A 24,801-nucleotide genomic window follows, 5' to 3' on the forward strand; every position below is an offset into this window, starting at 1 on the left:
GACGTGGATGCCTCCGGTGCGCGACCCGGCGCGGTCCAGCTGCGCGGTCACCTGGAGCGGAGCCTCGTCCGCGTCGGTCAGGACGATGGTCAGCACGTCGCTGCTGCGCGACTCCGGCCCGAAGACCGGCTGCCAGGCGAAGGCGACGACGCCCGCTCCGTCGGCGTGGCCCGCCACCTGCTGCGCGGCGCCGGCCTCTCCGCCGAGCGTGCTCGGCACGGACGCGCCGTCGTCCATGGGGAGGACGAGGGCGCCGTCGGTGCCGGTCGCCACCACCTCGGCGCGCACCAGCGGCCCGCACGGGCTGTCGACGACCACCCGGACCAGCTGGGGCACCGTCTCCCCGGAGGCGGCCACCTCCTGCCCGTCCCCGCCGAGCAGTCGGATGGACGGCGTCCGGACGAGCTGGTCGAGCGCCAGCTGCACGGTGCCCTGCTCCGCGAACCCCTCGCAGGGTGGCGTCCACGCGACCTCGCTCGCGAGGGAGAGTCGAGCGCTGACCACCACGTCCACGTCGATCGGGCCGTCCGTGTCGTCCAGGCGGTGAGCGGTGACGGTCTGCGTCGGCGGCCCGGCGGGTGCCAGCGTCCAGCGCGCCTCCGCGATCCCGTCGGCGTCCGTCACGGCCACGACGGTGCTCGCCGGTCCGGCCGGGGGAGCGCTCACCGTGAGCTGCCCTCCGTCCGAGGCGATGAGCTCCACTCGGGCGCCCGCCACCGGCAGGCCCCCGTTCCGTACGGCGATCCGCACGGGCGCGTCGAGCTCGTCGCCGGGCATCGCCTCCTGTCCGTCCCCGCCGACCAGGTCGATGGTGACGAGGTCGGTGAGCGACGGGAACAGGTGGCGGCAGTCGCCGACGAGCGTCCACCCAGCCGTCGTGTGGTCGAGGACCGCCAGCGACGCGAGGTGGTGCACGGGCCCCGCCGGCGGCAGGGGCGTCGGTCCCGAGGAGGTCTCCGGCCACTCGATGGTGCCGTGCGTGGCCGCGATGCCGTACGCCAGGCGCGAGGTGCGGGCCGGGACCAGCCAGAAGTCGCCGGGCGCCGGGGTGCCGCTCCCCGGCGTGAAGGCGACCTCGATGCCGTTCTCGAGCAGGACGTAGTTGTTGTCGGCCGGTGCGGTGAGCGGACCGCTCTCCCAGCGTCGTACGAGCGGCGTGTCGCCGACGGCAGCGAGGTCCGCCGGGGCGCCCGCCGACCACGTCACGTGCAGCTCGGTGTCGATGACCTGCTCCACCTGGGCGATCCACCCCGGAAGACCGCGCACCTGGCGCTCCGGGCTGGTCACCTCGATCCACGCGTCCTGACCGATGGACAGCTCGTCGTCGCGCCCGGACCGGTCGACGGTGAGCTGCGCGTCGGCGACGGGGGACGCCTCGAGCTTGTCGAGCCCCGCCACCACCGAGCCGTTCTCCCGCGACCACACGAAGCGGGTCGTGCCGCCCTGCACGTCGAAGATCTCGACGCGGTAGAGCTGGTTCTCCAGGCGCGTGTAGCCGCCACCGGCGGTGATGGAGCAGGGGTCCGCCGCCGCGTCGGGCGGCTGGAGACGTGCGCGCATGGTCAGCGGGGTGCGATGGCCGGTGTCGGTGACCTGCGAGCACACCTGGTCCGCGGCGACCGGGGCCATCCTGACCTGCCACGCGGTCTGGGTGCGGAAGGCGGTGTCGGGGCCGCCCAGCGCCGACTCGAGCAACGCGGGACGCTCGTCGGCGGTGACCAGCCGGTCGAAGACGTCGAGGTAGACCGCGTGACGCCCGAGCGGCGGCTCGGCGAGCTCGAGGAACGGCTGGTCGGAGACCACGGCCGCGAACGCCACCGCGGCGCCGGGGTCCGTCCCGTCCGCGGACTCCACGAGGACCCCGTCGACGTAGTAGCGCCCTGCGGTCACGGCCAGGTTGGCCCAGGGTGTGTCCGCGGGCGCCGTGCCGGTGCTCGTGTCGATGATCCCGAACGGCGCGACGCCGCCGTCGAGCGGCGCCGGACCGCCCTCCGCCCCGACGACGTCGGCGGTGCGGGCCTCGTCGTGGTGGGCGTCGATGGACGCCTGCTCGTTCCACTCGGCGTCCAGCAGCACCCGGCCCTGCTGCAGGACGACGGAGCGGTAGCCGTGCCGGGGGTCGAAGGTCCAGCGCGTGAGGTCAGCGTGCATGTCAGCTCCCGAAGATCCCGATGTGCATGCCCGTCGGGACGTACGGCTCGACGAGGCGGCGGGCTGCGTCCATCCGCAGGGGGCGGCGCAGGTGGTGGTGGACGCCCATCTCCGCGCCGCCCTCGCCCCCGCGACGGATCGCGGACGGCGTGGACGGTGCCAGAGCGGGGTAGAAGGGCGAGGCGGGGTCGCGCGAGAGGTAGGCCGGGCCGATCGCGGTGGCGGCGTCCGACGCGGGCACGCAGCGGAAGCGGCGCGGGGCGCGCGAGCCGGGTGCCAGGTAGGAGAACCGGGCGCAGCCGCGCTGGCGGTCGACGACGGTCACGAGGCCGTCGCAGATGCTGGAGGTCACGTCCAGGACGTGGCACTCGACGGCACCTCGGAGCGTCGTCCCGGTGATGTCGACGTGCGTGCCGGGGGCCGCCACTGCCGGCCCGGCCGCACCGCCGCCGGCGAGGGTGGTGAGCCGGGGGTCGACCACGCTGTCCGTGAGCGTGAGCGCGGGCACCGTCACCGCCAGCTCGACGCCGCCGACGACGCTGCGCACCACGGTGACGTCGAGCGTGTCGTTGCGCCCGCCCGGCGTGCCGTCGCCCTCGACGACGATGCGTCCGGCCACGGTGCACTGGCTGACGACCAGCGAGCGCAACCCTCCCGGCTCGACCCGCACGTCCCCGAGCACGACGAGCCCGTCGAGGACTAGGGAGCTCCCAGCGTCGGCCGCCACCACCACGTCGCCCACGAGACGGGGCTGCAGCCCCTCCGCGGTGTACACGCCGGGGACCGGCGCGGCGACGTCGCCGTCGAGCAACGTGCGTTCCTTCCACTCGGTGGCCACGAGGACCAGCCGCCCGTCGCCGGGGAGCTGGACGGGTGCGGCGAGGGAGTGGTCCTCCTGGTCCGCGAGGGCGATGACCCGGGTGCCGCCGGGCTCGGCGGCGTCCCAGCCGGCGGTGACGGCAGCAATGCCGTCGTCGAGCGTCGCGATGCCGGGCGCGCCTGGCCCGCCCGGGACCCGCACCTGGACGTCGAACCGGTCCCGGCGCTCGGCGCGGGCGAACGGGTCGTCCTCCAGGGCCTGCTCGTGGACGGCGGACCGGTCGTAGGTGCCGGCGCCGACGTCGGCCATCGCACCCGAGGCGTGGTCGACGTGGACGCTGTGCTCCCCGTGGACCGTGGGGTCGTACGCCACCCCGTCGACGTAGGGCTGCACCCGACCGGCGACCGGGTCGACCATGACCTGCCACCCGTCCAGCACGGCGGGCGGCTCGGCGGTGTCCGTGGCGAGGTCCTCCAGCCCGCACACGCGCACGCGCTCGGGCGGCAGTGGCTCGTCGGCGCCGTCGATGCGGACCGCGACCGGCAGGGGAGGGAGGTCGTCACCGGCCTCCGGACCGCGGCGCGCCCGCTCCAGCAGGTCGAGCAGGCGCCGCGGTCGGAGCGGGACGGCGAGGTCCGACTCGACCGCCAGGTGCTCGACCTCGGCTTCCGTCGTCGGCGCCGCGAACCACGGACTGGGCCGACCGAGCGGGTGGGTGAGCCGGGACGAGCCCACCGGCCGTGCGGGGGCACGGCCCGTGTCGTACACCTGGACCGGGAACACGAACAGGCCCACGTGGGGGACGTCGTAGCGCCCCCGTCCACCGGTGGGGCCGGGCTCGACGTGCCGCACCTCGCCGGTGTGGGCGAAGCGGGTCAGGGCGCCACGGGCGAGCGCCGGCGACTCGAGCTCGGCCGACGAGGCGCTGCGGAGGGAGGCGAAGGCCGGGCGTTCGAGGCGCACGTGGTTGACGTGCGTCGTCGTACCCAGCAGGCGGTAGAGCTCGACCGCCTTGGTGGGCCACCCGGTCACGTCGCGCACGACCTGCTCGAGCACCGCCACCGTGCCCTTGCGCTGCCGGTAGCGCACGGTGTTGGCCACGACGCCGCGGCGGCTGACGCCCGCCCCCGACCTCGTGCCCAGGTCGCCGGGGAGGCCGGCCAGCCCGACGAGGTCGGCGAGGTAGGGCAGGACCCACTCGGGCGCCGTCTCCACGAACCACGACTCGTAGAGCTGCTCGAGGTCGCCCTCGAGCAGGTCGAGCTCGGCCGCAGCAGCCGAGAGCAGCTCGTGCAGGAGGCCGCCGGTGTCCGCGTCGCGGTCGCGGACGTGAGCGGGAAGGAGGGACTCGAGGTACCCCGTGCGCTCGCGGACCCGCTCGTCGGTCATCACCGCACCTCCACGTCGCCCGCGGACAGCACCAGGCGCAGGGCCTGCGCGGGTCGCAGGCGCCGGTCGGGATCGCTCGCGGACGGGTCCCAGGTGGCGGGCGCCGCGACCAGGAGGGCGTCGTCGGACCCCGGCAGCGCGACCGAGCTGCGGAGCACCGGCATCGTCACGGAGAGCACCCCCGGTGTCTCGGCAGCAACCAAGAGCACGGACGCGGAGACGAGGGGTGCGCCCAGGGGGAGGCTGCTGAAGCGACCGAGCAGCGCTGCGACCACGGCGTCACGCACCGGGCCGGGCTCGTGGCGCGGGTCCACGTCGAGCGCCAGGGAGGTGCCGACATCGATCACCACGCCCGCCTCGACGCGGCGGGGAGCACGGTTCTCGCGCGCCCCGTCGAGCGTCGCGCGGAGGTCGGCGAGGAGCGACGCGGACGCGGGTCCGCCGTCCGCGGCGAGGACGGACAGCACCACCGTCTCCACCCGCCCGTCCCACACCAGGTCGGCGCGCGCATGGCCCACGCCGGCGTAGCCGCGCGCGAAGTCCTCGTAGTCCGCGACGGACACGGCCCGGTCGAGGGTGCGGATGCGCAGCGGCGCGTTGACCCGCGCCTGCTCCAGGTCCTCGGGCGGTGCCATGTCGTGCGAGGCGGCGAGGTTGCTGACGCGCGCGATGCCGAGGGGCCTGCGCAGGGGCAGCGACACCTGGCCCGTGTCGGCGCGCCCGTCGTCGCCGATCCCGACCCGGTAGGTCGCCCGCACGTTCTCCCGGCCCGTGGGGAGCCGTGCGCCGTGGATGCCGTCGCCGAACACGACGTCGGTGTTGGCGTCGGCGTCCTGGCGCACGACGTACACCTGGTCGTGCGGGGCCGCGTCGCGGAGGGTGGGCACCTCCGTCCAGGCGACGCCTTCGACGCGCACCTCCAGCGCCGCGACGGCACCGGTCGCGGCGGTCGTCGAGCGGACGTACGTCAGCGGGGCGCGGCGCAGCCGGAACCGCGGGAACGCGACCCGGCCGTCGCCGCTGCCCAGCACCTGCTGCACCGTCTCGCCATGCGTGGCCCGTGCGACGTTGGCACGCACCAGCACGGTGCCGGGGTGGTAGGCATGCGTGAGCGGAGGGTCGAGGACGAGGCGCTGGGCGCCGTCGTCGAGGCGGCTGACCGCGGTCAGGGTGGCGGTCTCGACGGCGGTCGTGCCGTCCTCGGTCAGCCCGGTCACAGCGACGAGTCGACCCACCGGCAGCGGCGGGGACGTGGGGGCGACGTCAAGGACGCCCGGGGTGCCGCCCGGGACGGCACCGACCAGGTCCGGCCGCGGCATGAGGGTCGTGGGGAGCCGCTCGGAGACGGCATTGGCGATCGTCTCGCGCCGACCGAACCTGCTGAGGTTCTCGCTGATGTCGAGCCGCAACCGGGTGACCTTGCCCGAGAGGCCGAAGCGCTTGGATCCGTCGGGGGTGGCGTCGAGGACCTGGTAGGCCTCCGTGACGCCGGGCTGCTCGAGGACGAGCCAGGAGCCGGGCAGGACGTCGTCCTGGTCGCCGTCGAGCTCGATGAGGCGCGACTCGGCTGCGCCGGGCGGCACGGGCGGGTCGGTCGAGTTCGCCTCGAGGTCGCTCCAGTCGTCTGTGGCGGGGACTCGCGGTGGCCGGAAGCTCGCGCTGAACATCTTCGGATCGGGGGCGTTGTGGCCGAAGAGCGTGAACCGCCGGGTGAGCCGGTGCACCCCGACCCCGACCTCCGCGACGAGCTCGTGGGACTTCCGGTAGCCGATGCGGTGGTCGAGCCCGAGGCGGGTCCACCCCTCGTGGAACACGGGGGACACCTCGACCTCGACGACACGGCGGAAGTCCCACTTCTCGGTGGCGGGGCCGTGGGCGTCGCCCGGCGCGACGCCGGCCCGCTCCGCGCCGACGACCAGGAGCCGGTCGTCGACCTGGACGGACGGCGTGGTGGTGGGCAGCCAGACGTCGGTGACGCCGTAGCCCAGCGGCTGGGGCACGGTGGCGACGGCGGGGATCGCGTTCCACGCCCGCTGCGCCTCGACCGTCGACGAGGTCTCGAAGGTCTGCGGCAGCGACCCGGGGGACGGGATGGTCTGCACGGGTGTCCCGGCGTCGACGACCACGGACTCGGGCGCGGTCGCCGCGGTCTCGACGTCGAGGACGAGCTCGGCCTGCGCCGCCACGCCGGGGCGCAGCTCGTGGCCGAGGGTGCGCGCGAGCTCGCGGACGGACATGGCCTCGGTGGCGGTCCGCAGGAAGCCCTCCTGGGCGATCCGCTCGGTGTAGAACGACACGACGTCGGTGACCACCGCCCACGCGTCGAGCAGCGCGACCGACGGGTCGTCCGGGCCGAGCTGGGGCAGCGCGGCGCGCATCCTGTCCAGCGCGGCTCCGTGCGGGGCCACCCGCCAGCGCAGGGCGCGATGCCCCGGCGGGTTGAGGACCTCGGTGGGGTCGCACGTGCACCCCTGGTCGCAGCCGCAGCTCATCCGCCACCTCCCAGGTGCACCAGGACGTGGCCGGCCTCCGGGTTGTTGACGTCGCTGTCGCAGCGCAGCAGCTCGCGCGGGGCGATCTCGATGATGCCGTCGGCGAGGTCGGCGGCGGCCCGGGCCGGTGTCGCGTCCGCGCGGGTGAACCGCTCGAGCTCCACCGTGGCCAGGCCGTCGACCGTCATGGCCGCAGCGACCACGTCGGACAGGCGCAGCGACTGCCCGAACGTGAACCGGTCGGGGTGGAAGAAGCCCGGACGGCCGTCGGACCGGGTCCCGGAGGTGAACACGTCGCGCAGGGCGAGCTCCACGTCCTCGCGCAGCCGCCCGGCCGCCACGCAGCCGGTGAGCACGAGCTCGAGGGGCACGTGGACCGGCCGCTCGAGCTCGACGTCGATGCCGGCCATGCGACGCAGCTCGAGCTCGGCGGTCACCGCGGTCCGGAGCGCCACGTCGTCGGCCCGCGCCACCGGGTCGAGCGTGACCTCCTGGGCGTACCACGACCCGGTCCACCGGCGCCGCGCGACCGCGCGCTGCGTGCCCGGGTCGCGTTCGGCGACCGCGGCGTAGTCGCGGGACGTGACGGCGCGTTGCTGGGTGCGGAAGGCCGCCGGTGCGAGCTGGCGCACCTGCTCGACCCGCTCGGGCTCCGCGCCGCCCGTCGACGCGACCGGGTTCCACACGAGCGGTTGCGGGCCGGCGAGCTGGCGTGCCGGCAACGCGGACGGCACGAGGCGCACCAGGCTGTCCGCGACCACGTGGCCCTGGGGACCGCCGCCGAGGCGGTAGGTCGCGGACATCTCCGAGGTCGGGCGCCGGCCGTTGAGGCCGTCGCCGAACCGCAGTCGCGACACTCCTCCCGGCTCGGCCTCCACGACGAGGTGGGTGTCCAGCCGGGTGCTGCCCACGAGGTCCGGCTGCGGGGCCCACTCGCGCCGGCCGTCCCACAGGAGCAGCGCCGCCCGCGCGCGCGTGGGCCGCGGGTGCAGCAGGTCGGCCGCCGACGCGGTCCGGGGGCGGTGCGGGTCGACGTACGCCAGGCCGGGGCGCCGCAGCCGGGGACGGTAGGCGCCGTCGGTGGGGACGGACTGCGGCACGAGCGTCTCGGCGCGCACGGTGGCGCCGTGGTCGGCGACGACGACGTTGGCGAGGGCCACGGCGCGTACGTCGTCGGCGTCCCCCTCGCGCACCACCAGCGGACCCGGCAGGGCGTCGGCGAGCGACCACACGAGCTGCCACACCGCGACGCCCGTCACCAGGTCCTCGAACCGCGCCGCGTCCTGCACCAGCCGCACGGCGTACCTGCGGTCGAGGTCGCCGTCGCGAGGAGTGCCGCCCGCCGGCTGCTCGGCGAGCACGAGGAGGTCACCGGCCACCAGCTCCGGGTCCTCGTCGAGCGCCGTCGAGACGAACGCCGCCGTGGTGCCCGCAGGAAGGCAGTGCTCGGCGTCGGACCACGCGTGCAGGGGCAGGGCGTTGCGCAGCCGGCGGACCCGCAGCTCCTCGGTCGTCTCGAAGACCACGGCGCCCGCGTCCACCGCCTCGAGGGGGGAGTCGGCCCTGACGTCGACGGGGAGGTCGGTGACGGGTGTGCTCGGCGGGACCAGGAGGTCGTCGGGCCCGGTGCCGTCGTCGGCGACCGGCGTCGCGAAGGCCAGCAGCGTGCGCGCCGCGCACCCCTCGTGGACGTGGTAGCCGAGGAGGCGAGCGTGCCGCCGTACCGACGTGCGTCGACGGGCGGTCCCGAGGTAGGCCTCGCCAGCGACTGCGTCCTGCCAGGCGGCGAGGCGGTCACCGACTGCGGCGAACAGCTCGACCACCATCACGGCCGGGTCGGCCGGGTTGGTGTCGGTCCAGTCCGGCACCAGCGTGGCCAGCCGGTCGAGCAGCCGGGTCCGCAGCCCTTCGTAGTCGCGTGCCAGGTAGTCGCCCGGCAGCAGGTCCTCGGGTCCCGGCTCCACCGAGAGCCGGGGGCGGCAGTCCAGGTCGGACGGGCAGTCGATGGCGAACGTGAACGGCGTTGCGGACAGCGCGACGTCGATCCCGGCCGGCGCGGAGGACCCGTCGGCGTCGCCCGGGTCCTGCAGGCGCAGGACGTAGGTGGACCAGTCGCCGGACGAGGACGTGCGGACGACCAGCGACCGCGTCCGTGCCTCGACGTCGGGGAGCCCGTCGGACGCCGTCAGGGCCTGCTCCACCAGGGTGACGTCCGCGGCGGGCAGCCCGGCCGAGCCGTCGAGGACCTGCTCCGCGGGGAACGCCCACTCCACGTCGACCGGGTTGAGCGCGGGGTCGTTGCGCTCGCCGCCGAGGACGCGCACGTGGTCGCCGCGCCACGCGGACGGGACGGGGCCGTTGACGAGGTGCACGAGCAGGGTGCGCTGCTGCGGGGCGCCCGCGACGTGGCCGGGGGAGTCCGCGTGGTTGGAGAGCACCTCCACGAAGTCGACGCCGTCGATCGCGGTCCCGCCGTCGAGCACGTGCTGGCGCACCTTGGCCCGCCGTGCCTCCAGGTCGACGGCCGCGAGGAACGGCCCCACATCCCCCGTCATGCGACACCTCCGACGACCGTCACGGTGCGTCGCTCGCCGGTGCCCGGCGCGGTGAGCGGGAGGTAGCGGACGACGACCTCGAGCCGGGAGTCCACGGACGTCACCGTGACGTCCTCGACCCGCAGCAGGTCGCCGAGCCACCGCTGCAGCGCGCCGTGCACCAGGGCCTGCGTTGACTGCGCGAGTGCGTCGTCGGACGGCGCGAAGACCAGTCGGCCGACCCCGCTGCCGAAGTCCGGGCGGTTGACCCGCTCTCCGGGAGCGGTGAACAGCAGGTGCTCGACCAGCCCCTTCACGTAGGCGGCGTCGTCGACCAGCGCCGTGCGTCCGCGGCCGTCGAGGCGCATCGGGAAACCGACGTGGCGCGGCGCCCAGGCCCGCCGGGGGATCCCGTCGCTCATGTGGCACGCACCCTGGTCTGGGTCTGGGAGACGGTGAGGGGCGTCCCCGTCGGCACGCACTGGCCGGGTGCCTGCTGCATCGCCAGCGGCTGCTTCATCGACGTGACGCGCACGGAGCCGGTGGTGAAGGTGCCGGTGACGCACGGTCCGTTGCCCGCGTTCGGCGGCGGCATCGTGCACCCGACGATCGTCCAGGGCGGGGAGAGGAAGACCGCGGGGCTGCCGGCGACCTTGACCCGCGCGGCCGGGCCTCCGGCCTTGGCCTGTCCCTGGTGGGCGCACGCGACCGTCGAGGCGGTGGTCAGCAGGTGGCCGGGCATCACATCACCTCCAGCGCGCCGTCGTTGATCGACACCGAGGCCTGCGAGAGGACGATCTTCTGGGCACCCATCGAGATCTCCAGCCCCGCGCTGGTGGCGGTGACCTTGACGGGCGTCACCACGGCAGGCGAGCCGACCTCGATGGTGAGTCCTCCGCCACCGGGGACGTCGCTGAGCTCGAGCGTGATCGCGTCGGTCTTCAGGAGCTTGACCTGCTCCACGGCAGGGCTCGCCGGGACCTCGCCGGTGTCCCAGAAGCACCCGGCGAGGATCGGCTGGCGCGTGTCGCCGCCCTCGAACTCGACCCACACGTTCGCGTCCACGGGCGGCACGAGGAACAGCCCCACCTGGTTGCCGGCGTAGGGGCTGCACGGCAGCGCCCAGCTGAGGTTCCCCTCGCCCAGCACCGCCGGGCACGACACCTGGACCCGCCCGCGCTGCATCGGGTCGAGGGTGTTGGTGACTTTGCCCCGGTACTTGCCGTAGAACCGGCGCTGCTCACCTGCGTGCTCGCTCATGGCCCCTCCTCACACCGGGACCACGGGGAGCGTGGAGCCGAGCCCGTCGCGCGTCAGCGAGAAGTCGGCCGTGTAGGAGCCCCGGGTGACGCGGTGCACCGTCTGGCGGACGTACCACAGTCCGTCGTGGTGCCAGCCCGCGCCGCGCACGCCGACGAGGCCGCGCGGGCGGAGGACCGCGCCGTACACCGAGCCGTCGAGCGTGCCGTCGCAGGACATCGAGTCCGCGCTGCGGTCGGTGGCGGCCTGCGCGCGGGCGTACGCCGTCACCGCGCTGATGCCGGTGTCGCGGAACTGGCGCGTGCGCAGCTCCGTCTGGTGGGTCGCCCACGTGGGCAGCGCCGACAGCGGGACACGCAGCGCGCCGACGGTCACGACGGGGACGGTGGCGCCGGAGAGGGTGTCGGTGACCTGGCCCCGCTGGAGCTCCGGACCGAGGACGTCCTCGCGGAAGCGCAGCGAGCCGGACACGTTCGTCGCCGGGCCCAGCCCGACGGAGAGCGCCGGCTGCGGGATGCCCTCGCGGACCGGGGGACCCCAGTAGAGGACGGACTGACCGGGCAGGGGGCCGGGAGACACGTAGCAGGCGTACCCGTGCCGGGCGGCCAGGAGCTGCAGGTGGGCCCAGTCGGTGCCCTGCTGGGTGGGGATCCGCTCGATCGGGAGCGGGACGTCCATGTCCGCGGGCGGCACGACCAGGGGCACCAGGCCGTGCGGCGCGTAGCCGGCTGCGATCGCGAGCACCTGGAGGGAGTCCTCGAGCGCCGGGAACTCGGCCGACACCTCGCGCCGGTCGAGCAGCACCGACAGGTCCTGGCCGGTGAGGCGCAGCTCGGCAGCGGACTCGGCCGACCCGGGTGTCAGCTCGGTCTCGGTCACGATGCCGTCGCAGAGGACGTGCGGCACGATCCCGATGGTCAGCACGACCACCACCCGCGACCCGGCACGCAGGGGTGTCACGAGGCCGACGACGGGGGTGTCGAAGGCTGCGGTCGGGCCCGAGCGGCCGGCATCGAGCGTGATCGTGAACGCCGAGCGAGCCGCGTCGGACTCGGTGACGGTCACGGACAGCAGGCGTTCGGCCAGGTGGGGCGGCAGGGGCAGCGGCACCGTGGGACCGGCGAGCACCGTCAGGTGCACCCCGAGGTCGGAGCTCACGTGACCGTCCCCGGCAGGGGCACGAGGATCTGCGTCCCGACGGCCTCGGCGTCCACGAGGTCGTCCGGGTCGAGCGCCGCGTTCGCGTCGCAGATGCGCCAGAACCCGAGTGGATCTCCCGTGAGCCGAAAGCTCAGCAGGTCCAGCCGGTCACCGGGGACCACGTCGTGCCGGGACAGCGTGCCGACGGCCGATGGCTCGGGCGGGACGCGCCGCCGGTAGTAGGTCACCACGCGGCGGGTGCCGTCCGCCGCCGTGACCTCGAGCGTCGTGGTCGGCACCACGTCGTACCGGCCCACCTCAGGACCCCTGCGCCAGCCGCGCGACGCCGAGCGCCCCCGCCGTCGTCGCCAGGCTCTCCTTGACCACCTGGTGCGCCAGGAACAGCGCGTAGGCGGGGTCGGTGGGTCCCAGGTCGTCGTAGGTCAGCACGTCGAGCTGGAGGTCCACCGAGGCCCGCAGCGGCATCAGGGTCGCGGAGTCGAACGCCTCCTCGGTGACCGTGACCGACTGGAGCCGCACCGGCACGACCAGGCCCGGCCCCCACGCGAGCACGGCCAGCGGGGCCCGCGGGGGCAGCACCTCGATGGTGCCCACGGCGAGGAGCACGGTGTTCGCGATGACCCGCGCGACGCTGGGGTAGAGCAGCATCTCCAGCACGGCCAGGCCGGCCGCCACGCCGCCCGGGGCCGCAGCTCCGGCGCCGGTCTCCTGCCCGTCGGTGGCGTCGAGCTCGACCTTCATCGAGATCGACTGCGTGGGGGCGCCGAACACCCGGTCCCGGTCGGCCGCGCCCGAGCCGTTCGCCGGGGCTCGCGGACGCAGGGTGCGCGTCACCTGCTCGGGGTTGTACTGGAAGGCCGCCACCCGGGACAGCGCTGAGACCGGGTCGACCGCGACGATCGCACCCGGAGCCGTGCGTGGAGTGCCCGGGAAGCTGCTCACGTGGAGGATCCTGCGCCGATCACGTCACGGCGCCGTCACCCGTCCGTCACGGCTCGGCGATGACCTCTTTTGGCCATGCCACGGGGGGCCCGGGACGACTATATTTGCGCCTGGAGGGCATCGCATTGCGCTCGGAGGGCATCGACGCCGCGGCGTAGGGGGCTCGGGCATGGACGTGGCACGGCTGCAGCTTCTCGACGGTTTCGCGCTGGAGCGCGCAGGCGTGCGCCTCGACGTGCCCGCCGGCATCCAGCACCTCGTCGCGTTCGTGGCGCTCGCCGGCCGGCCCACCCACCGGTGCCTCGTCGCGGGGACGCTGTGGCGCGACGTGCCCGAGGCGCAGGCGTCGGCGAGCCTGCGCACCGGGATCTGGCGGACGAACCGCCTCGTGCCCGACCTCATCCGCGTCGACGGCGACCAGCTGTCGCTGTCCACCGCGCTGGTCGTCGACAGCCGCGAGCAGGAGACCTTCGCGACCCGGCTGCTCGACCGCCCGAGCGGCGACGAGCCCTGGATCGACGAGGCGGTCGAGACCTTGTGGCGCGGTGAGCTGCTCCCGGGCTGGTACGACGACTGGGTCGTGTTCGAGAGGGAACGGCTCGGACAGCTGCGCCTCCACGCCCTCGAGCGGCTGGCGTCGTTGCTGACCCGGCGCCTCGAGCTCGACACCGCGCTGCGCCTCGCGCTCGCCGCCGTGCGCGCGGAGCCGCTCCGCGAGACCGCGAACGCGGTGCTGATGGCGGTCTACGTCGCGGAGGGCAACGTCGCGGACGCCGTGCACCAGTACGACGTCTTCAGCGACCTGCTGCGCCGCGAGCTCGGGGTCGAGCCGTCCCCGTCCCTCGCCGCGCTGCTCCCGATGACGCTGCGGCGGTGACGCACCGGTGACGAGTCGTCAGCGATAACGGAGTCGTGGACGATGGGGCGGTCGAGCCCGCCGCGGTGATGGTCCTGGCCTGCTGGACCGAGCGGGACGGTCGCGTGCTGGTCCGCCTCAGTCGGACGCTGGACGTGCGGACGGGCACCGTGGTCACGTCGTACGCGGCGTCGCGCACCGAGGTGATCGAGCAGGTCGCCGGATGGCTCGACGAGGTCGGCGCGCGTCGCTGAGCGCGCGGCGGCTCAGCTGTAGGCCTCGGCGAAGACGTCGCTCTCGTCGCCGACCGGCTCGAACGACGACACGTCGGCGTCCTCGTCGAAGTCGAGCAGCGGCTGCTCGGTGCCCTCGCCGGGCGTCACGTTGGCGACGGCGACGACGCCCATCAGCGGCGACAGGTAGGCGTACACCTGGAGCATGCGGTCGACGGTGAGCGAGCCGATCCGGTCCACCCCGACGGCGACCAACGCGGCGAGCACCGCGCCGACGAGGGCGAGCACGGTGTAGATGGTCCTGCGGACGGGTGACGGGAGGTCGCGGAGGAGCTGGGTGGCGATGGTGAGCGGGTTCATTCTCCTGGCCTTTCGGGAACGGCCTCGATCGCGCCCTGGAGGCTGCGCGCAGCGAGTGCGAGCTGCTCCTCCAGGGGGCCGAGGTCGGGGTGGACGAGCATCGGTGCCGGCGCGGGCGGGACGGGCACGGTCACCGTGATGGTGATCGCTCCGGGCTCGCCCGGCGCGCCCCGGACCTCCGAGGTGGTGACGGACGGGCTGCGCCCGGCGCCGGGCTGGGCGGCGGGCGGGGCGGCGGGCTCGGCGGCGAGCGGCTGATCCGGAGGCGGCGGCACCGCGACGTCTGCGCTCGACTGGACCGGGGCCAGGTCGGCCGGGGTCACGGGAGGGTGCGCGGTGCCGGGCACGGACCTCGCGGGCTTGCCTGCGGGCCGCAGCCGCAGTGCGGACAGCGGGAGGTCCGGGTGCATGGCGTTGACGTCGACCCGGCCGACGCCGGGCACGTGCTTGACGGGGCCGTACTGTCCGTTGGAGTGCTGCCAGATCGCGGCACGCTTCCACGGCCGAGGGATCACCGGTGCCCGGAAGTCGTTGCTGTAGCGGGCGACCCACAACAGGCAGCCGAACCCCTTGGTGAGGTTGAACGGCGTGTAGATGACCGGCTTGCCGCTCAGCCCCTTGCGGCGGATCTCCTGGTTGACCGTGCGCACCCACACGCCGGTCCACTCGGTGAGCTGCGCGAGGGTGAGGTCCCCGATGTCCTCGAGGTCGAGCATCGGGACCATGTCGCCGGCACGGAGGTCGGTGTTCGCCAGGAAGAAGCGGGCCTCCGCGGCGGCGTCGCGTCCCTCGGGACGGGCGAAGTGGTAGGCGCCCACCGGGAGGCCGGCCGACCGCGCCTGCTTCACCCGGGACCGGTGCGTCTTGTCCTTGATCGACGTGCCCTCGGTGGCCTTGACGTACATCCAGCGCAGCCCTGCGCGCTTGGCGGCGGTGAGGTCGAGCCGGCCCGACTGGTAGTGGCTGATGTCGATGCCGTCGAGGGTGCGGTTGGGCGGGAACGGGCGCCCGAGCGGGGGCACCGTGGCCGCGGGTTCCGCGCCGGTGAGGGCCGCGGTCGACGCGGACGCCTTCGGCGGGTAGGAGAACACCGGGATCGGGTGCGGCCGGGCGAAGTCGTCCGGGCGCCCGCCCTTGAGGCCGTCACGTCCGGCGCGGTACGCCACGACCTGGGCGGCCGCGCTCGCGTCGAGCCGACCGTGGTCGATCAGCACGGCGTGGATGTGGGCGCCCCACAGCCCCGGTCGGGTCGGGCGGTACCACGCGGCGAAACCGATCTCGCGGAGCACCGCGACCTTGCGCCGCCAGTCCCACGCGAGCAGGTCGACCACGCCGCCGCCGTCGTGGGTCCCGCCGGAGGCCCCGACCCTGCCGTTGTTGTAGGAGCCCTGCACGACGGTGAGCCGGTAGCCGAGCCGGCGCTCGGCCTCCTCCAGGGCGGCGCGCGTCTTCCAGTCCACCTTCTTCGGGTTGGTGTCCCCGAACTGGGTGAGCGCGAAGGGCTGGTCGACCGGGCCGCCGAACGCTCCGCCGGCACCTGCCGGCAGGCCGTCGGCGGCGAGCGTGCCGGAGGCGTGCGCCTGCGGGCCGAAGGACACGACCTTCTTGCGCCGCTTGCGCTCCTTCTTCGCGCGGTCCTTCGTCGTCGTGCTCGACCCGTCGGGGGCGATGACCACTGGGTCCGGTGCCGGGTCGGCCGGGGCGCCGACGCGCGTCAGGGCGAGGGTCACCTGGCGGGCGGCGTGGTCGCTGTGGCGCCGCAGCGGCGGCCGTCCCTCGCGCCCGCGGAACGTCGTACGACCTCGCTCGGCCCAGGTCGCGGTGGTGCCGTCGACGAACCAGAGCAGGTCGATCGAGGCGAGGTCGACGCCGAAGGACACCCGGCGACCGGCGCTGAGCGCCTGGAGCTGCGGGCGGAAGGCGCGCAGCTGCCGGTTGTAGTCGCCCCCGCAGACCACGGGGGCTCCGGTGGCCACGAGATCTGCGACGAACCGGTCGTGCTTGCGCATGCCCTCGTGCCACTCGGCCTGGCGCGCTGCCGCGTCCGGCTTCGGCGGGCGGTGGAACGCACCCGACACGAGGTGCAGGTTCACCGCGTGCAGCTCGACCAGCAGCTCCCGGTGGCGCAGGTGGACGTGGGTGAGGTAGCGCGGCTCGTGCACCTTGGCGATGCCGGGGTGCAGCTGCAGCGACCGCTCGTCGAGCACGTCGAAGGCGTCACGGCGCACCGCGATGGGGGAGTGGTTGGCCCGCGGGCCGAAGAAGACGTGCCACTCGGCAGCAGGGAACTCCTCGAGCACGATCCGGCGGTAGCGCGAGTCGATCTCCTGCATCAGCACCAGGTCGCCGTCGGCGGCGTTGGCCCGGAGGTCCTCGCGCGCCTGCTGCAGGCTCATCGCGGTGCGGGGGAAGGACTGCACGTTGGCCGTGAGCACGCGCATCGTCCGGACCGTCGCCGGTGGTGGGCTCGTCGCGTCGCGAGCCGGGCGCGCCAGTGGCACCGGTGGTGCCGGTGCCGCGGACAGCAACCCGTTCGTGGTCAGGACCGTGGTCTGCTCCGTCATTGTCTCCCCCCGACGCCCGGCGCCGGGGTCGGAGTGGCCCCGGCGCGACGCCATCCGTCGACGGTCCTCCTGCTCGCGGCGTTGGTAAAGAAACCTTCCGCGATTGCCCCAATTCTGGCGATGGCAGGGCGTGCTGCGAGGTGGTCGGATGCGCGCCCGACCAGGCCCGGTCGCGCCCTGGTGAGGCACCCCACACAACCTTTGCCGCTGCCGCTGCGTCTCCCCTCAGATCGCGTGGTCCCGGAAGAGGTGTCGCCGTCGGCGACAGGAAGGTGTGTGAACGTGTCGAGGTCGTCGTTGGTCCTGCTCGCCCTGTGCCTGGTGCTGGGAGGGCCGGTGACGGCGACCCCTGCCGCGGGCGCTGGCGACGACGGCGGCACCGCGGCGACGGCGAACGCCGCCGCTGCCGGGCCCACCACGGTGGCCGCACGGCAGGACCGGCCGTCGGCGCGCCAGAGGTGGAGGGCGCCGCGCGGACCCTTCTTCAACGACCCGCACCGCAAGACGGGCTACTTCACCATCGAGCGGAAGGTCATCCAGACCATCCGGCACACGCCGAAGGGGTCGACGATCCGCATCGCGGTCTACTCCTTCGACCGGATGCCCGTCGCGAAGGCCCTCATCGCCGCCCACCGCCGGGGCGTGAAGGTGCAGATGCTGCTCAACGACCACCAGTACACCAAGGCGATGCGTGCGATCCGGGCGGAGGTCGGGGCGAAGCGCTCCGCGGACAGCTTCATCTACCGGTGCAAGGCCGGCTGCCGCAGCAAGGCCAACCAGTACAACAACATGCACACCAAGTTCTACTCGTTCTCGCAGGCGGGCAGGTCCGAGGACGTCATCGCGGTCGGGTCGGCCAACATGATGCTCAACGCCGCGATCCACCAGTGGAACGACCTCTACTTCACCTCGGGCGACCACACCCTCTACCGGCAGTTCGTCGCCCTGTTCAACGACATGAAGAAGGACCACGCCACGCGCCAGGCCCCGCGCTCCTTCTGCGGCAACCCGCGTGGCGCGACCTGTGACGACTCGGTCGACAAGCACACCGTGTGGGCCTTCCCGAGGCCGTCGGGTCCGAAGAACGACCTCGTCCTCGACATGCTCGGCAAGATCCAGTGCGTGACCCCCGACGGAGCCGGTGGCATCACCCGCACCCGTGTCGCCCTGTCGATGCACACCATGCGCGGGCGCCGCGGCGACTACCTCGCCGCCGCCGTCCGGCAGAAGTACGCCGAGGGCTGCCGGTTCCGGGTGAGCTACGGCCTCATCGGCTACCACACCAAGAAGATCCTCGGCGCCCCCACGCGACGTGGCCGGATCCCGCTCCGCTCGACGGGGCTGGACTACAACCCCGACGACAACTACGACCTCAACCGCGACGGCAAGGACGACCTGATCCTGAGCTACTACAGCCACCAGAAGTACCTCGCGATCCAGGGCACCTACAACGGCGTACCGGACACGCACCTGGTCCTCACCGGGTCGTCCAACTGGGCCAGCCTCAGCACCGGCAACGACGAGACCTGGTTCACCATCCGCGGCAAGAGGCTCACCAGGAAGTACGTCAGGAACTTCGACTACCAGTGGGACCACAAGCGCAACAGCCGCAACGCCTACACCACGACCTACGCCAGCTTCCGGGTGGCGCGGATGGTGCGCGGCGAGGACGGCGTGCTGCGCCGGACGTTCGTCACCGAGCGCCGTCCGGTCACCACGGTCGAGCCCGACGGCTACCGGAGGGGCCCCTTCTGGGAGTCCGACTGACCCCGACCCGTCGCTTCGGCGGCTAGCCCAGCGTGGCCGGATCGGTGTTGGCGCCGCAGACGACCACCGCCACCCGCTCGCCGGGACCAGGGACGTACGCGCCGGACAGCAGGGCGGCCACGGCCGTGGCCGCTCCGTGCTCGGACACGATCCGGTGCTCCTGCCACAGGCGGGTGCGGGCCGCGACGATGTCGTCGTCGCCGACGAGCACGGAGACGGGGGCCTCGGCCTGCTGGGCGGCGAACGCGAGGTCACCCACGCGCCGGGCACCCAGGGAGTCGGCGGCGACGCCCGAGACCTCGACGTCGACCGGGCGCCCTGCCTCGATCGCGTGGTGCAGGGTGGGGGCGAGCTCGGGCTCGACCGCGACCACCCGGGCGCGTCCACGCAAGGCCGCGGCGACGCCCGCGTACAACCCGCCGCCGCCCACCGCCACGACGACCGTGTCGATGGAGGGCTCCTCCGCCAGGACCTCCTCGGCCAGCGTGCCGGCGCCGGCGGCCACGTCGGGCTGGTCGTAGGCGTGCGCGAAGGTCGCCCCGTGCTGCTCGCCGAACGCGACGGCAGCCTCGTAGGCCTCGGCGTACTCGGCCCCGGCGCGGCGGACCTCGGCGCCGTACGACGCGATGCGCCGGATCTTCACCTCCGGAGCGGCCTCGGGGACGAACACCGTGGCGCGGATGCCGAGCTGCCGCGCGGCGAAGGCCTGCGCGAGCCCGGCGTTCCCGCCCGACGCCACGACGATGCCGGCGTCGCCGAGCTCCCCGCGCTCGAGGGCCGCGAGCTGCCGGTTGAACGCGCCGCGGGTCTTGAAGACCCCGCAGTGCTGGAGGTGCTCCAGCTTGAGCCAGACCCGGTCGTCGCCGGCGGGCGGGAGGAGGGGAGTGCGCCGCACGCGCCCCCGGATCCGGTCGGCGGCGGCCAGCACGTCGTCGCGGGAGATCGTCACGCAGGAAGTATCGCGGGGCGACGCGGACGCCGGCTCAGCGGATCGCCAGCGTCGCCGCGCCCACGCAGAGCACGGCGCAGAGCGCACCCCAGGCCGCGAGCCTGAGCAGCGGCACCTGGAGACCGGCCGAGCGGCACCGCTGCAGCCACAGCAGCGTCGCGAGCGAGGCCCACGGGGTCACGAGGGCACCGGCGTTGACGCCCACCAGGGTGGCCACGAGTCGCCGTACGTCGTCGGCCGCGGCGGGCTCGACGAGGAGGTAGGCCGGCAGGTTGTTGACCAGGTTCGCCGCGACGGCGGACGCGCCGGAGAGGTGCAGGAGGTCGAGCGGTCGCGTCCCGGCCCCCACAGCCGGTGCGAGCCAGTCGAGCAGGCCGTCGGCCTGGGCGGCGCGGAGCAGGCCGGCCACGACCACGAAGGCGCCGGCCATCAGCCAGGGCGGCCGCACCTCACGGACCATCGACGGCGCGCGCCACACCAGCGCCGCGAGCAGGACCGCCGCCGAGCCCACGGCCACGAGGGCCGGCTCCACGCCGACGGCGAACAGCGGACCGACCGCGAGGCAGACGACGGCGGCGATCACCAGGAGGGTGCGGTCGTGCGGGTCGGCGGGCGGGTCGACGGCGTACGTCCCGCGCAGCGCGCGCCGCTGGAGGACGGCGACCAGGAGCAGCGTGACGACGACGGCGGTCACCGCCGGCAGTGCCGCGGTGCGGACGTAGTCGCCGTGGCCGGCGCCGAGGTCCTCGAAGCGGTGCACCGCCAGCAAATTGGTCAGGTTCGACACCGGCAGCAGCAGCGAGCCGGTGTTGGCGACCCAGAGCGTGGTCAGCGCGAACGGCATCGGTGCGATGCCGGTCTGCTGGGCGATCGCCAGCCCGACGGGCGTCAGCAGCACGGCCGTCGTGTCGAGGCTCAGCACGATCGTGCTCACCACGGCGAGGGCCGCGAACGTCAGCCACAGCAGGACCACGCGGTGACGTGCGCGCCGCGCCATCGCGTGGGCCGCGACGTCGAACACGCCCGCGAGCTGGGCGACCTCGGCCGTGACCGTGATCGCGACGAGGAACACCGCGACCGGCAGGACCTGGTGCAGGACCTCGCCCACGATCAGGACGACGGGTCGGGCACGGGGCCGAACACCTGGTTGCAGGTCCATCCCGCGCAGGTCAGCAGCTCGCGCCGGCGCAGCTCGAGGGCTGCCTGCACCTCGGCGTAGGCCGGGTCGTCGATGCGGTTGACCATCTCGTCGGGGTCGAGGAGCAGGTCGTAGAGGAACCCGTCACGGCCGTCGGTGCCGTAGAGGTAGCGCTCGGTGCGCACCCCGCGGTGCGACCAGCCGTCGCCCAGCGTGCGGCCGGTCTGGATCAGCGTGGTGTCGCGGAACACCTGGCCCTCGCCCCGCAGGGTCGGCAGCAGCGAGGTGCCGTCGACCTGCCAGGCCGGCGTGACGCCGGTGAGCGCGGCGAAGGTCGCCGGGAGGTCGACGAGCGTGACGGGGAGGTCGGAGGTCGTGCCGGGGGCGATGCCCGGACCCCGCACGACCAGCGGGACCTGGAGCGCCTCGTCGGTCAGCACGTCCTTGCCGACGAAGCGGTGCTCGCCCAGGGAGTAGCCGTTGTCGGAGGAGAACACGATGTAGGTGTCGTCGAGCACGCCCTGCTCGTCGAGGGTGTCGACCAGCGAGCCGACGGCGCGGTCGACGGCCTGCAGCGCCTCGAGGCGTGCGGCGTTCTCGGCGCTGATCTCGGCCGGCGAGGCGGGGGAGAGGTGCCGGAGGTACGCCGGCTGGTCGGTGACGTCGTCCTCGTTGAACGCCGGGTCGTCGAAGGACGCCGGCCGGTCGTCGGCGAACCTCCCCCGGTCCTGCGGCGCGGCGGGCGGCAGGCCGCGCCCACCCTCGGGCGAGATCCGGTAGTGGGGCGCGAGGTGCCAGGCGTAGACCACGAACGGGTCACCGGTCGCCGCGAAGTCGCGGATGTCGTCGTTGGTGTGCTGCTCGATCACCGACGTGACGTAGCTGTCGGTGTAGTCCTGCGGGTCGCCGTCGCCGGTCATGGTGAAGTCGACGTAGTCGTAGACACCGCGCGTCAGCGCGTCCCAGCGGGTCCAGCCGGCGGGACGTACGTCGTTGCGGTGGTAGCCGTTGAGGAACTTGCCGGCGAAGCCCGTGCGGTAGCCGGCGTCGCGGAACCACGAGCTCGCCTCCTGCGTCGGGTCGAGCGCCTGGAAGCCGCCGTGGACGCCGCGGTTGTGCTGCACCCCGTTGTTCTGGGCGTACTGGCCCGTGGCGAGCTGCGCGCGCGCCGGGCAGCACAGGGGGTGCGGCGAGATGGCGTCGGTGAACTCCATGCCCTGGTCGACGAGCAGTCGTCGGGTGATGGGCATGTGGTCGAGGTCGTCGTCGCGCATGTCGTCGGTGAGGACGAAGACCAGGTTGGGCCGCGTCGGACTCGCGTCCTCGGTGCGGGACGGGTCCTGCGTGGTCTGCACGAGGCTGACCGAGCCGGCGGTGCTGGTGTCGCCGTTGGCGGTCACCGTGGCGAGGGTGGCGACGAGCACGACCAGCAGAGCAGCCGTGATCGACTGGGCCCACCCACGCATCTACGCCATTCCTTCGCCCCGAAGCCCTGAAGGCGCATGTCCGACGCCCCGATGTCGGGGCAAGACTAGGGGGCGTGGGCGGGCCTCCCCAAAGCGACACGGCGACTGGGGCCGACCTTGGCCGAACCGCTAGTCTGTGGGCTCGCCGACGCGGCGAACCGGCGTGCCGCACACGGCGTCGGACGTCGCGCGAAGACGTCGAGGAACAGGAACCCGCAGCACCCGCCATGGAGAGTCAAAGTCCCCGCACGGCCGCCCCGATCGCCGGGTGCGCGCCGTGACCCCCCTCGTGCTGCTGCTCGTCTCGCTCGCCCTCGTGGCGGCCTGCGGCCTGTTCGTCGCCGCGGAGTTCTCCTTCGTCACCGTGGACCGTCCCACGGTCGACCGCGCCGCCGCGTCCGGTGACGAGGGGGCGCGTGGAGTCCAGATGGCCCTCCGCTCGCTGTCCACGCAGCTGTCCGGCGCCCAGGTCGGCATCACGGTCACGAACCTCGCGATCGGCTTCCTGGCCGAGCCGGCCATCGCCGACCTGATCGACGGCCCGCTCACGGGCGCGGGACTGCCCGACGGCGTCGTGACGCCGCTCTCGCTCGGCCTCGGCCTGGCGCTCGGCACCGTCCTGACGATGATCTTCGGGGAGATGGTGCCCAAGAACATCGCCATCGCCCGCCCGCTCGAGACGGCGCGCACCACCCAGGGCTTCATGCGCGGCTTCACCGCCCTGACCAGGGGTCCGATCCGCGCGCTCAACGGCTCCGCCAACCTGATCGTGCGCCGCCTCGGCATCGAGCCGCAGGAGGAGCTGCGCTCCGCGCGCAGCTCGCAGGAGCTCGCCTCGCTCGTGCAGCGCTCAGCCGACCAGGGCACGCTCGACGCGGAGACGGCCGAGCTGGTCGAGCGGTCCGTGGAGTTCGGCACCCGCACCGCCGGCGAGATCATGACGCCTCGGGTGCGGACGACGACCGTCGAGGACGGCGACCGGGTGTCGTCGATCATCGACCTCGCCCGCCAGAGCGGGCACTCGCGCTTCCCGGTGCTCGACGCCGAGGACACCGTCGTCGGCACCGTGCACGTCAAGCACGCCGTCGCCGTGCCGGTGCACGAGCGAGCCACGACCCGCATCAAGCACGTCATGGTCAAGCCGGTCGTCGTCCCCGACAGCCTCCGGCTCGACCCGCTGCTCGCGCTGCTGCGCCAGGACGGCTTCCAGATGGCCATCGTCCTCGACGAGTACGGCGGCCACGCCGGCATCGTCACGCTCGAGGACGTCGTCGAGGAGATCGTCGGCGACATCTCCGACGAGCACGACCGCCTCGGCTCGCGCATCCGGCAGCGGCGCGACGGCAGCTGGACCCTCTCGGGCCTGCTGCGCCCCGACGAGGTGGAGGACGCGACCGAGATCGAGCTCCCCGACCACGAGGACTACGACACCGTGGCCGGGCTGGTCATGCGCGAGCTGGGCAAGATCCCGGCACCCGGCGACCGGGTCGAGGTGCCGGTGCCCGACCGCACCGACCCGCACGAGCTGCGTGAGCGGCTGGTCATGCTGACCGTCGAGCGGATGGACGGGCTGCGCATCGACCGCCTCGACCTGCGCCTCGTCGCCGGCGAGGCCGACCGGACGGGGGAGGCCGGCCGTGAGCGGTGACCTCTTCGGCGTGCTGCTGGCCGTCGTCCTGCTGGTGCTCAACGCCTTCTTCGTCGGCGCCGAGTTCGCCCTGCTGTCCGCGCGCCGCAGCCAGATCGAGCCGCGCGCCCAGGAGGGCTCGCGCGCCGCCCGCACGACCCTGCGGGCGATGGAGAACGTCTCCCTCGTCATGGCCGGCGCACAGCTCGGCATCACCGTGTGCTCGCTCGGCCTGGGTGCGATCGGCGAGCCGGCGGTGGCCCACCTGCTCGAGCCGGCCTTCCACCAGCTGCACATCCCCGACGACCTGCTCCACCCCATCTCCTTCGTGGTGGCCATGTCGATCGTCGTCTACCTGCACGTCGTGCTCGGCGAGATGGTGCCGAAGAACATCGCGCTCGCCGGTCCCGACCGGGCGGCCCTGGTGCTCAGCCCGCCGATGATGGCCATCGTCACCGTGCTGCGCCCGGTGATCGCAGGGATGAACCTCGCCGCCAACGGGGTCCTGCGGCTGCTGCGCATCGAGCCCAAGGACGAGGTCAGCTCCAGCTTCACCCGCGAGGAGGTCGCCGCGCTGGTCGAGGAGTCGCGCGGCGAGGGCCTGATCGAGGCCGAGGAGTACGACCGGCTGGCCGGCGCGCTCGGCTTCACCGAGAAGTCGGTCGGCTCGATCCTGATGACGCCCGACACCCTGGCGACGGTGACGCCGGGCTCGACCGTCGCCGACGTGGAGGCCCTCTGCGCCTCCACCGGCTTCAGCCGGTTCCCGGTGGCGGCCCCGGACGGGTCGCTGCTGGGCTACCTCCACATCAAGGACGCGCTGGAGTCCGACGACGAGAAGCGCTCGCGCGTCATCGAGGACAAGTGGATCCGTCCCTTCGCCTCCGTCCACCCCGACGACCTGCTGCACGACGCCCTCGAGAGCCTCCAGGTCAAGGGCGCCCACATGGCGCGGGTCGTCGAGCGCGACGGCACGGTGATCGGGCTCGTCACCCTCGAGGACGTCCTGGAGGAGCTGGTGGGCGAGATCCGCGACGCCGCCCACCACGACGTGTCAGGCGCCGAGCTCGGTTGAGCGCTGGATAGGGTCAG

The 24,801-nt window shown here is 73.8% G+C and carries 20 protein-coding genes; 5 read left to right on the forward strand and 15 right to left on the reverse strand.

Features of this window, described 5'->3' with window-relative positions; translation table 11 throughout:
• From Q9S36_RS45140 to Q9S36_RS45185, 10 genes are all read right to left on the reverse strand, one after another.
• On the reverse strand, positions 1–2,151 hold a 2,151-nt coding region (locus Q9S36_RS45140; protein WP_311291294.1), incomplete at its 3' end, for a DUF6519 domain-containing protein.
• Position 2,152: 1 nt separating this feature from the next.
• Entirely contained in the window at positions 2,153–4,360 is a 2,208-nt protein-coding gene (locus Q9S36_RS45145; RefSeq protein ID WP_311291295.1) for a phage tail protein, read from the reverse strand.
• On the reverse strand, positions 4,360–6,852 hold the full coding sequence (locus tag Q9S36_RS45150; protein WP_311291296.1) for a hypothetical protein: 2,493 nt from the start codon (positions 6,850–6,852) through the stop codon (positions 4,360–4,362). The genes Q9S36_RS45145 and Q9S36_RS45150 overlap by 1 nt, the downstream gene beginning before the upstream one ends.
• Complete coding sequence (locus Q9S36_RS45155) at positions 6,849–9,407, reverse strand: hypothetical protein (RefSeq protein ID WP_311291298.1); 2,559 nt, start codon at positions 9,405–9,407, stop codon at positions 6,849–6,851. The genes Q9S36_RS45150 and Q9S36_RS45155 overlap by 4 nt, the downstream gene beginning before the upstream one ends.
• Complete coding sequence (locus Q9S36_RS45160) at positions 9,404–9,808, reverse strand: GPW/gp25 family protein (protein WP_311291299.1); 405 nt, start codon at positions 9,806–9,808, stop codon at positions 9,404–9,406. Before Q9S36_RS45160 ends, Q9S36_RS45155 begins: the two co-directional genes overlap by 4 nt.
• A complete protein-coding gene (locus Q9S36_RS45165) occupies positions 9,805–10,128 on the reverse strand; it encodes a hypothetical protein (protein ID WP_311291300.1) in 324 nt (107 codons plus the stop codon). Before Q9S36_RS45165 ends, Q9S36_RS45160 begins: the two co-directional genes overlap by 4 nt.
• Positions 10,128–10,646 carry a phage baseplate assembly protein V gene (locus tag Q9S36_RS45170; protein ID WP_311291301.1) on the reverse strand — a complete coding sequence of 173 codons (519 nt, stop codon included), beginning with the start codon at positions 10,644–10,646 and terminating at the stop codon, positions 10,128–10,130. The genes Q9S36_RS45165 and Q9S36_RS45170 overlap by 1 nt, the downstream gene beginning before the upstream one ends.
• Before the next feature lie 9 nt (positions 10,647–10,655).
• Positions 10,656–11,804, reverse strand: a complete 1,149-nt coding sequence (locus Q9S36_RS45175) for a hypothetical protein (RefSeq protein WP_311291302.1) — start codon at positions 11,802–11,804, stop codon at positions 10,656–10,658.
• A complete protein-coding gene (locus Q9S36_RS45180; RefSeq protein WP_311291303.1) occupies positions 11,801–12,103 on the reverse strand; it encodes a hypothetical protein in 303 nt (100 codons plus the stop codon). Before Q9S36_RS45180 ends, Q9S36_RS45175 begins: the two co-directional genes overlap by 4 nt.
• A 1-nt stretch (position 12,104) precedes the next feature.
• Positions 12,105–12,749 (reverse strand): hypothetical protein, encoded by a 645-nt coding sequence (locus tag Q9S36_RS45185; RefSeq protein WP_311291304.1) that lies wholly within the window; start codon positions 12,747–12,749, stop codon positions 12,105–12,107.
• A 169-nt stretch (positions 12,750–12,918) separates the two neighbouring features.
• Between Q9S36_RS45185 and Q9S36_RS45190 the strand changes: the two genes are divergently transcribed.
• Positions 12,919–13,626 (forward strand): BTAD domain-containing putative transcriptional regulator, encoded by a 708-nt coding sequence (locus Q9S36_RS45190; RefSeq protein ID WP_311291305.1) that lies wholly within the window; start codon positions 12,919–12,921, stop codon positions 13,624–13,626.
• Between the two features lie 35 nt (positions 13,627–13,661).
• On the forward strand, positions 13,662–13,859 hold the full coding sequence (locus tag Q9S36_RS45195; protein ID WP_311291306.1) for a hypothetical protein: 198 nt from the start codon (positions 13,662–13,664) through the stop codon (positions 13,857–13,859).
• Between the two features lie 12 nt (positions 13,860–13,871).
• Here the strand turns inward: Q9S36_RS45195 and Q9S36_RS45200 are convergent, their stop codons facing one another.
• Both Q9S36_RS45200 and Q9S36_RS45205 read right to left on the reverse strand, forming a co-directional pair.
• Positions 13,872–14,198, reverse strand: a complete 327-nt coding sequence (locus tag Q9S36_RS45200; RefSeq protein ID WP_311291307.1) for a hypothetical protein — start codon at positions 14,196–14,198, stop codon at positions 13,872–13,874.
• Positions 14,195–16,762 (reverse strand): glycoside hydrolase family 25 protein, encoded by a 2,568-nt coding sequence (locus Q9S36_RS45205; RefSeq protein WP_311291308.1) that lies wholly within the window; start codon positions 16,760–16,762, stop codon positions 14,195–14,197. The genes Q9S36_RS45200 and Q9S36_RS45205 overlap by 4 nt, the downstream gene beginning before the upstream one ends.
• Positions 16,763–17,044: 282 nt before the next feature.
• Here Q9S36_RS45205 and Q9S36_RS45210 point away from each other — a divergent pair, with 282 nt between their 5' ends.
• Positions 17,045–18,529, forward strand: coding sequence for a phospholipase D-like domain-containing protein (locus Q9S36_RS45210; protein WP_311291309.1), 1,485 nt, complete (start codon positions 17,045–17,047; stop codon positions 18,527–18,529).
• A 22-nt stretch (positions 18,530–18,551) separates the two neighbouring features.
• On the opposite strand, the gene Q9S36_RS45215 is transcribed toward Q9S36_RS45210, so the two are convergent.
• The 3 genes from Q9S36_RS45215 to Q9S36_RS45225 are packed head-to-tail and all read right to left on the reverse strand — an operon-like array spanning position 18,552 to position 22,082.
• Complete coding sequence (locus tag Q9S36_RS45215; protein ID WP_311291310.1) at positions 18,552–19,478, reverse strand: threonine/serine dehydratase; 927 nt, start codon at positions 19,476–19,478, stop codon at positions 18,552–18,554.
• Positions 19,479–19,512: 34 nt separating this feature from the next.
• Positions 19,513–20,637 (reverse strand): SLC13 family permease, encoded by a 1,125-nt coding sequence (locus Q9S36_RS45220; protein ID WP_311291311.1) that lies wholly within the window; start codon positions 20,635–20,637, stop codon positions 19,513–19,515.
• Positions 20,589–22,082, reverse strand: coding sequence for a sulfatase (locus Q9S36_RS45225; RefSeq protein ID WP_311291312.1), 1,494 nt, complete (start codon positions 22,080–22,082; stop codon positions 20,589–20,591). Before Q9S36_RS45225 ends, Q9S36_RS45220 begins: the two co-directional genes overlap by 49 nt.
• A gap of 277 nt (positions 22,083–22,359) precedes the next feature.
• Between Q9S36_RS45225 and Q9S36_RS45230 the strand changes: the two genes are divergently transcribed.
• Positions 22,360–23,730 (forward strand): hemolysin family protein, encoded by a 1,371-nt coding sequence (locus Q9S36_RS45230; RefSeq protein WP_311291313.1) that lies wholly within the window; start codon positions 22,360–22,362, stop codon positions 23,728–23,730.
• Positions 23,720–24,784 carry a hemolysin family protein gene (locus Q9S36_RS45235; protein WP_311291314.1) on the forward strand — a complete coding sequence of 355 codons (1,065 nt, stop codon included), beginning with the start codon at positions 23,720–23,722 and terminating at the stop codon, positions 24,782–24,784. The genes Q9S36_RS45230 and Q9S36_RS45235 overlap by 11 nt, the downstream gene beginning before the upstream one ends.
• The last annotated feature ends 17 nt before the right edge of the window (positions 24,785–24,801 follow it).

This window comes from Microbacterium sp. ARD31 (assembly GCF_031844425.1).

Coding starts and splice junctions, on each gene's coding strand:
- Q9S36_RS45145 (WP_311291295.1), bottom strand. CDS start 4,360: ATGACCGACGAGCGGGTCCGCGAGCGCACGGGGTACCTCGAGTCCCTC.
- Q9S36_RS45150 (WP_311291296.1), bottom strand. CDS start 6,852: ATGAGCTGCGGCTGCGACCAGGGGTGCACGTGCGACCCCACCGAGGTC.
- Q9S36_RS45155 (WP_311291298.1), bottom strand. CDS start 9,407: ATGACGGGGGATGTGGGGCCGTTCCTCGCGGCCGTCGACCTGGAGGCA.
- Q9S36_RS45160 (WP_311291299.1), bottom strand. CDS start 9,808: ATGAGCGACGGGATCCCCCGGCGGGCCTGGGCGCCGCGCCACGTCGGT.
- Q9S36_RS45165 (WP_311291300.1), bottom strand. CDS start 10,128: ATGCCCGGCCACCTGCTGACCACCGCCTCGACGGTCGCGTGCGCCCAC.
- Q9S36_RS45170 (WP_311291301.1), bottom strand. CDS start 10,646: ATGAGCGAGCACGCAGGTGAGCAGCGCCGGTTCTACGGCAAGTACCGG.
- Q9S36_RS45190 (WP_311291305.1), top strand. CDS start 12,919: ATGGACGTGGCACGGCTGCAGCTTCTCGACGGTTTCGCGCTGGAGCGC.
- Q9S36_RS45200 (WP_311291307.1), bottom strand. CDS start 14,198: ATGAACCCGCTCACCATCGCCACCCAGCTCCTCCGCGACCTCCCGTCA.
- Q9S36_RS45205 (WP_311291308.1), bottom strand. CDS start 16,762: ATGACGGAGCAGACCACGGTCCTGACCACGAACGGGTTGCTGTCCGCG.
- Q9S36_RS45220 (WP_311291311.1), bottom strand. CDS start 20,637: ATGGACCTGCAACCAGGTGTTCGGCCCCGTGCCCGACCCGTCGTCCTG.
- Q9S36_RS45225 (WP_311291312.1), bottom strand. CDS start 22,082: ATGCGTGGGTGGGCCCAGTCGATCACGGCTGCTCTGCTGGTCGTGCTC.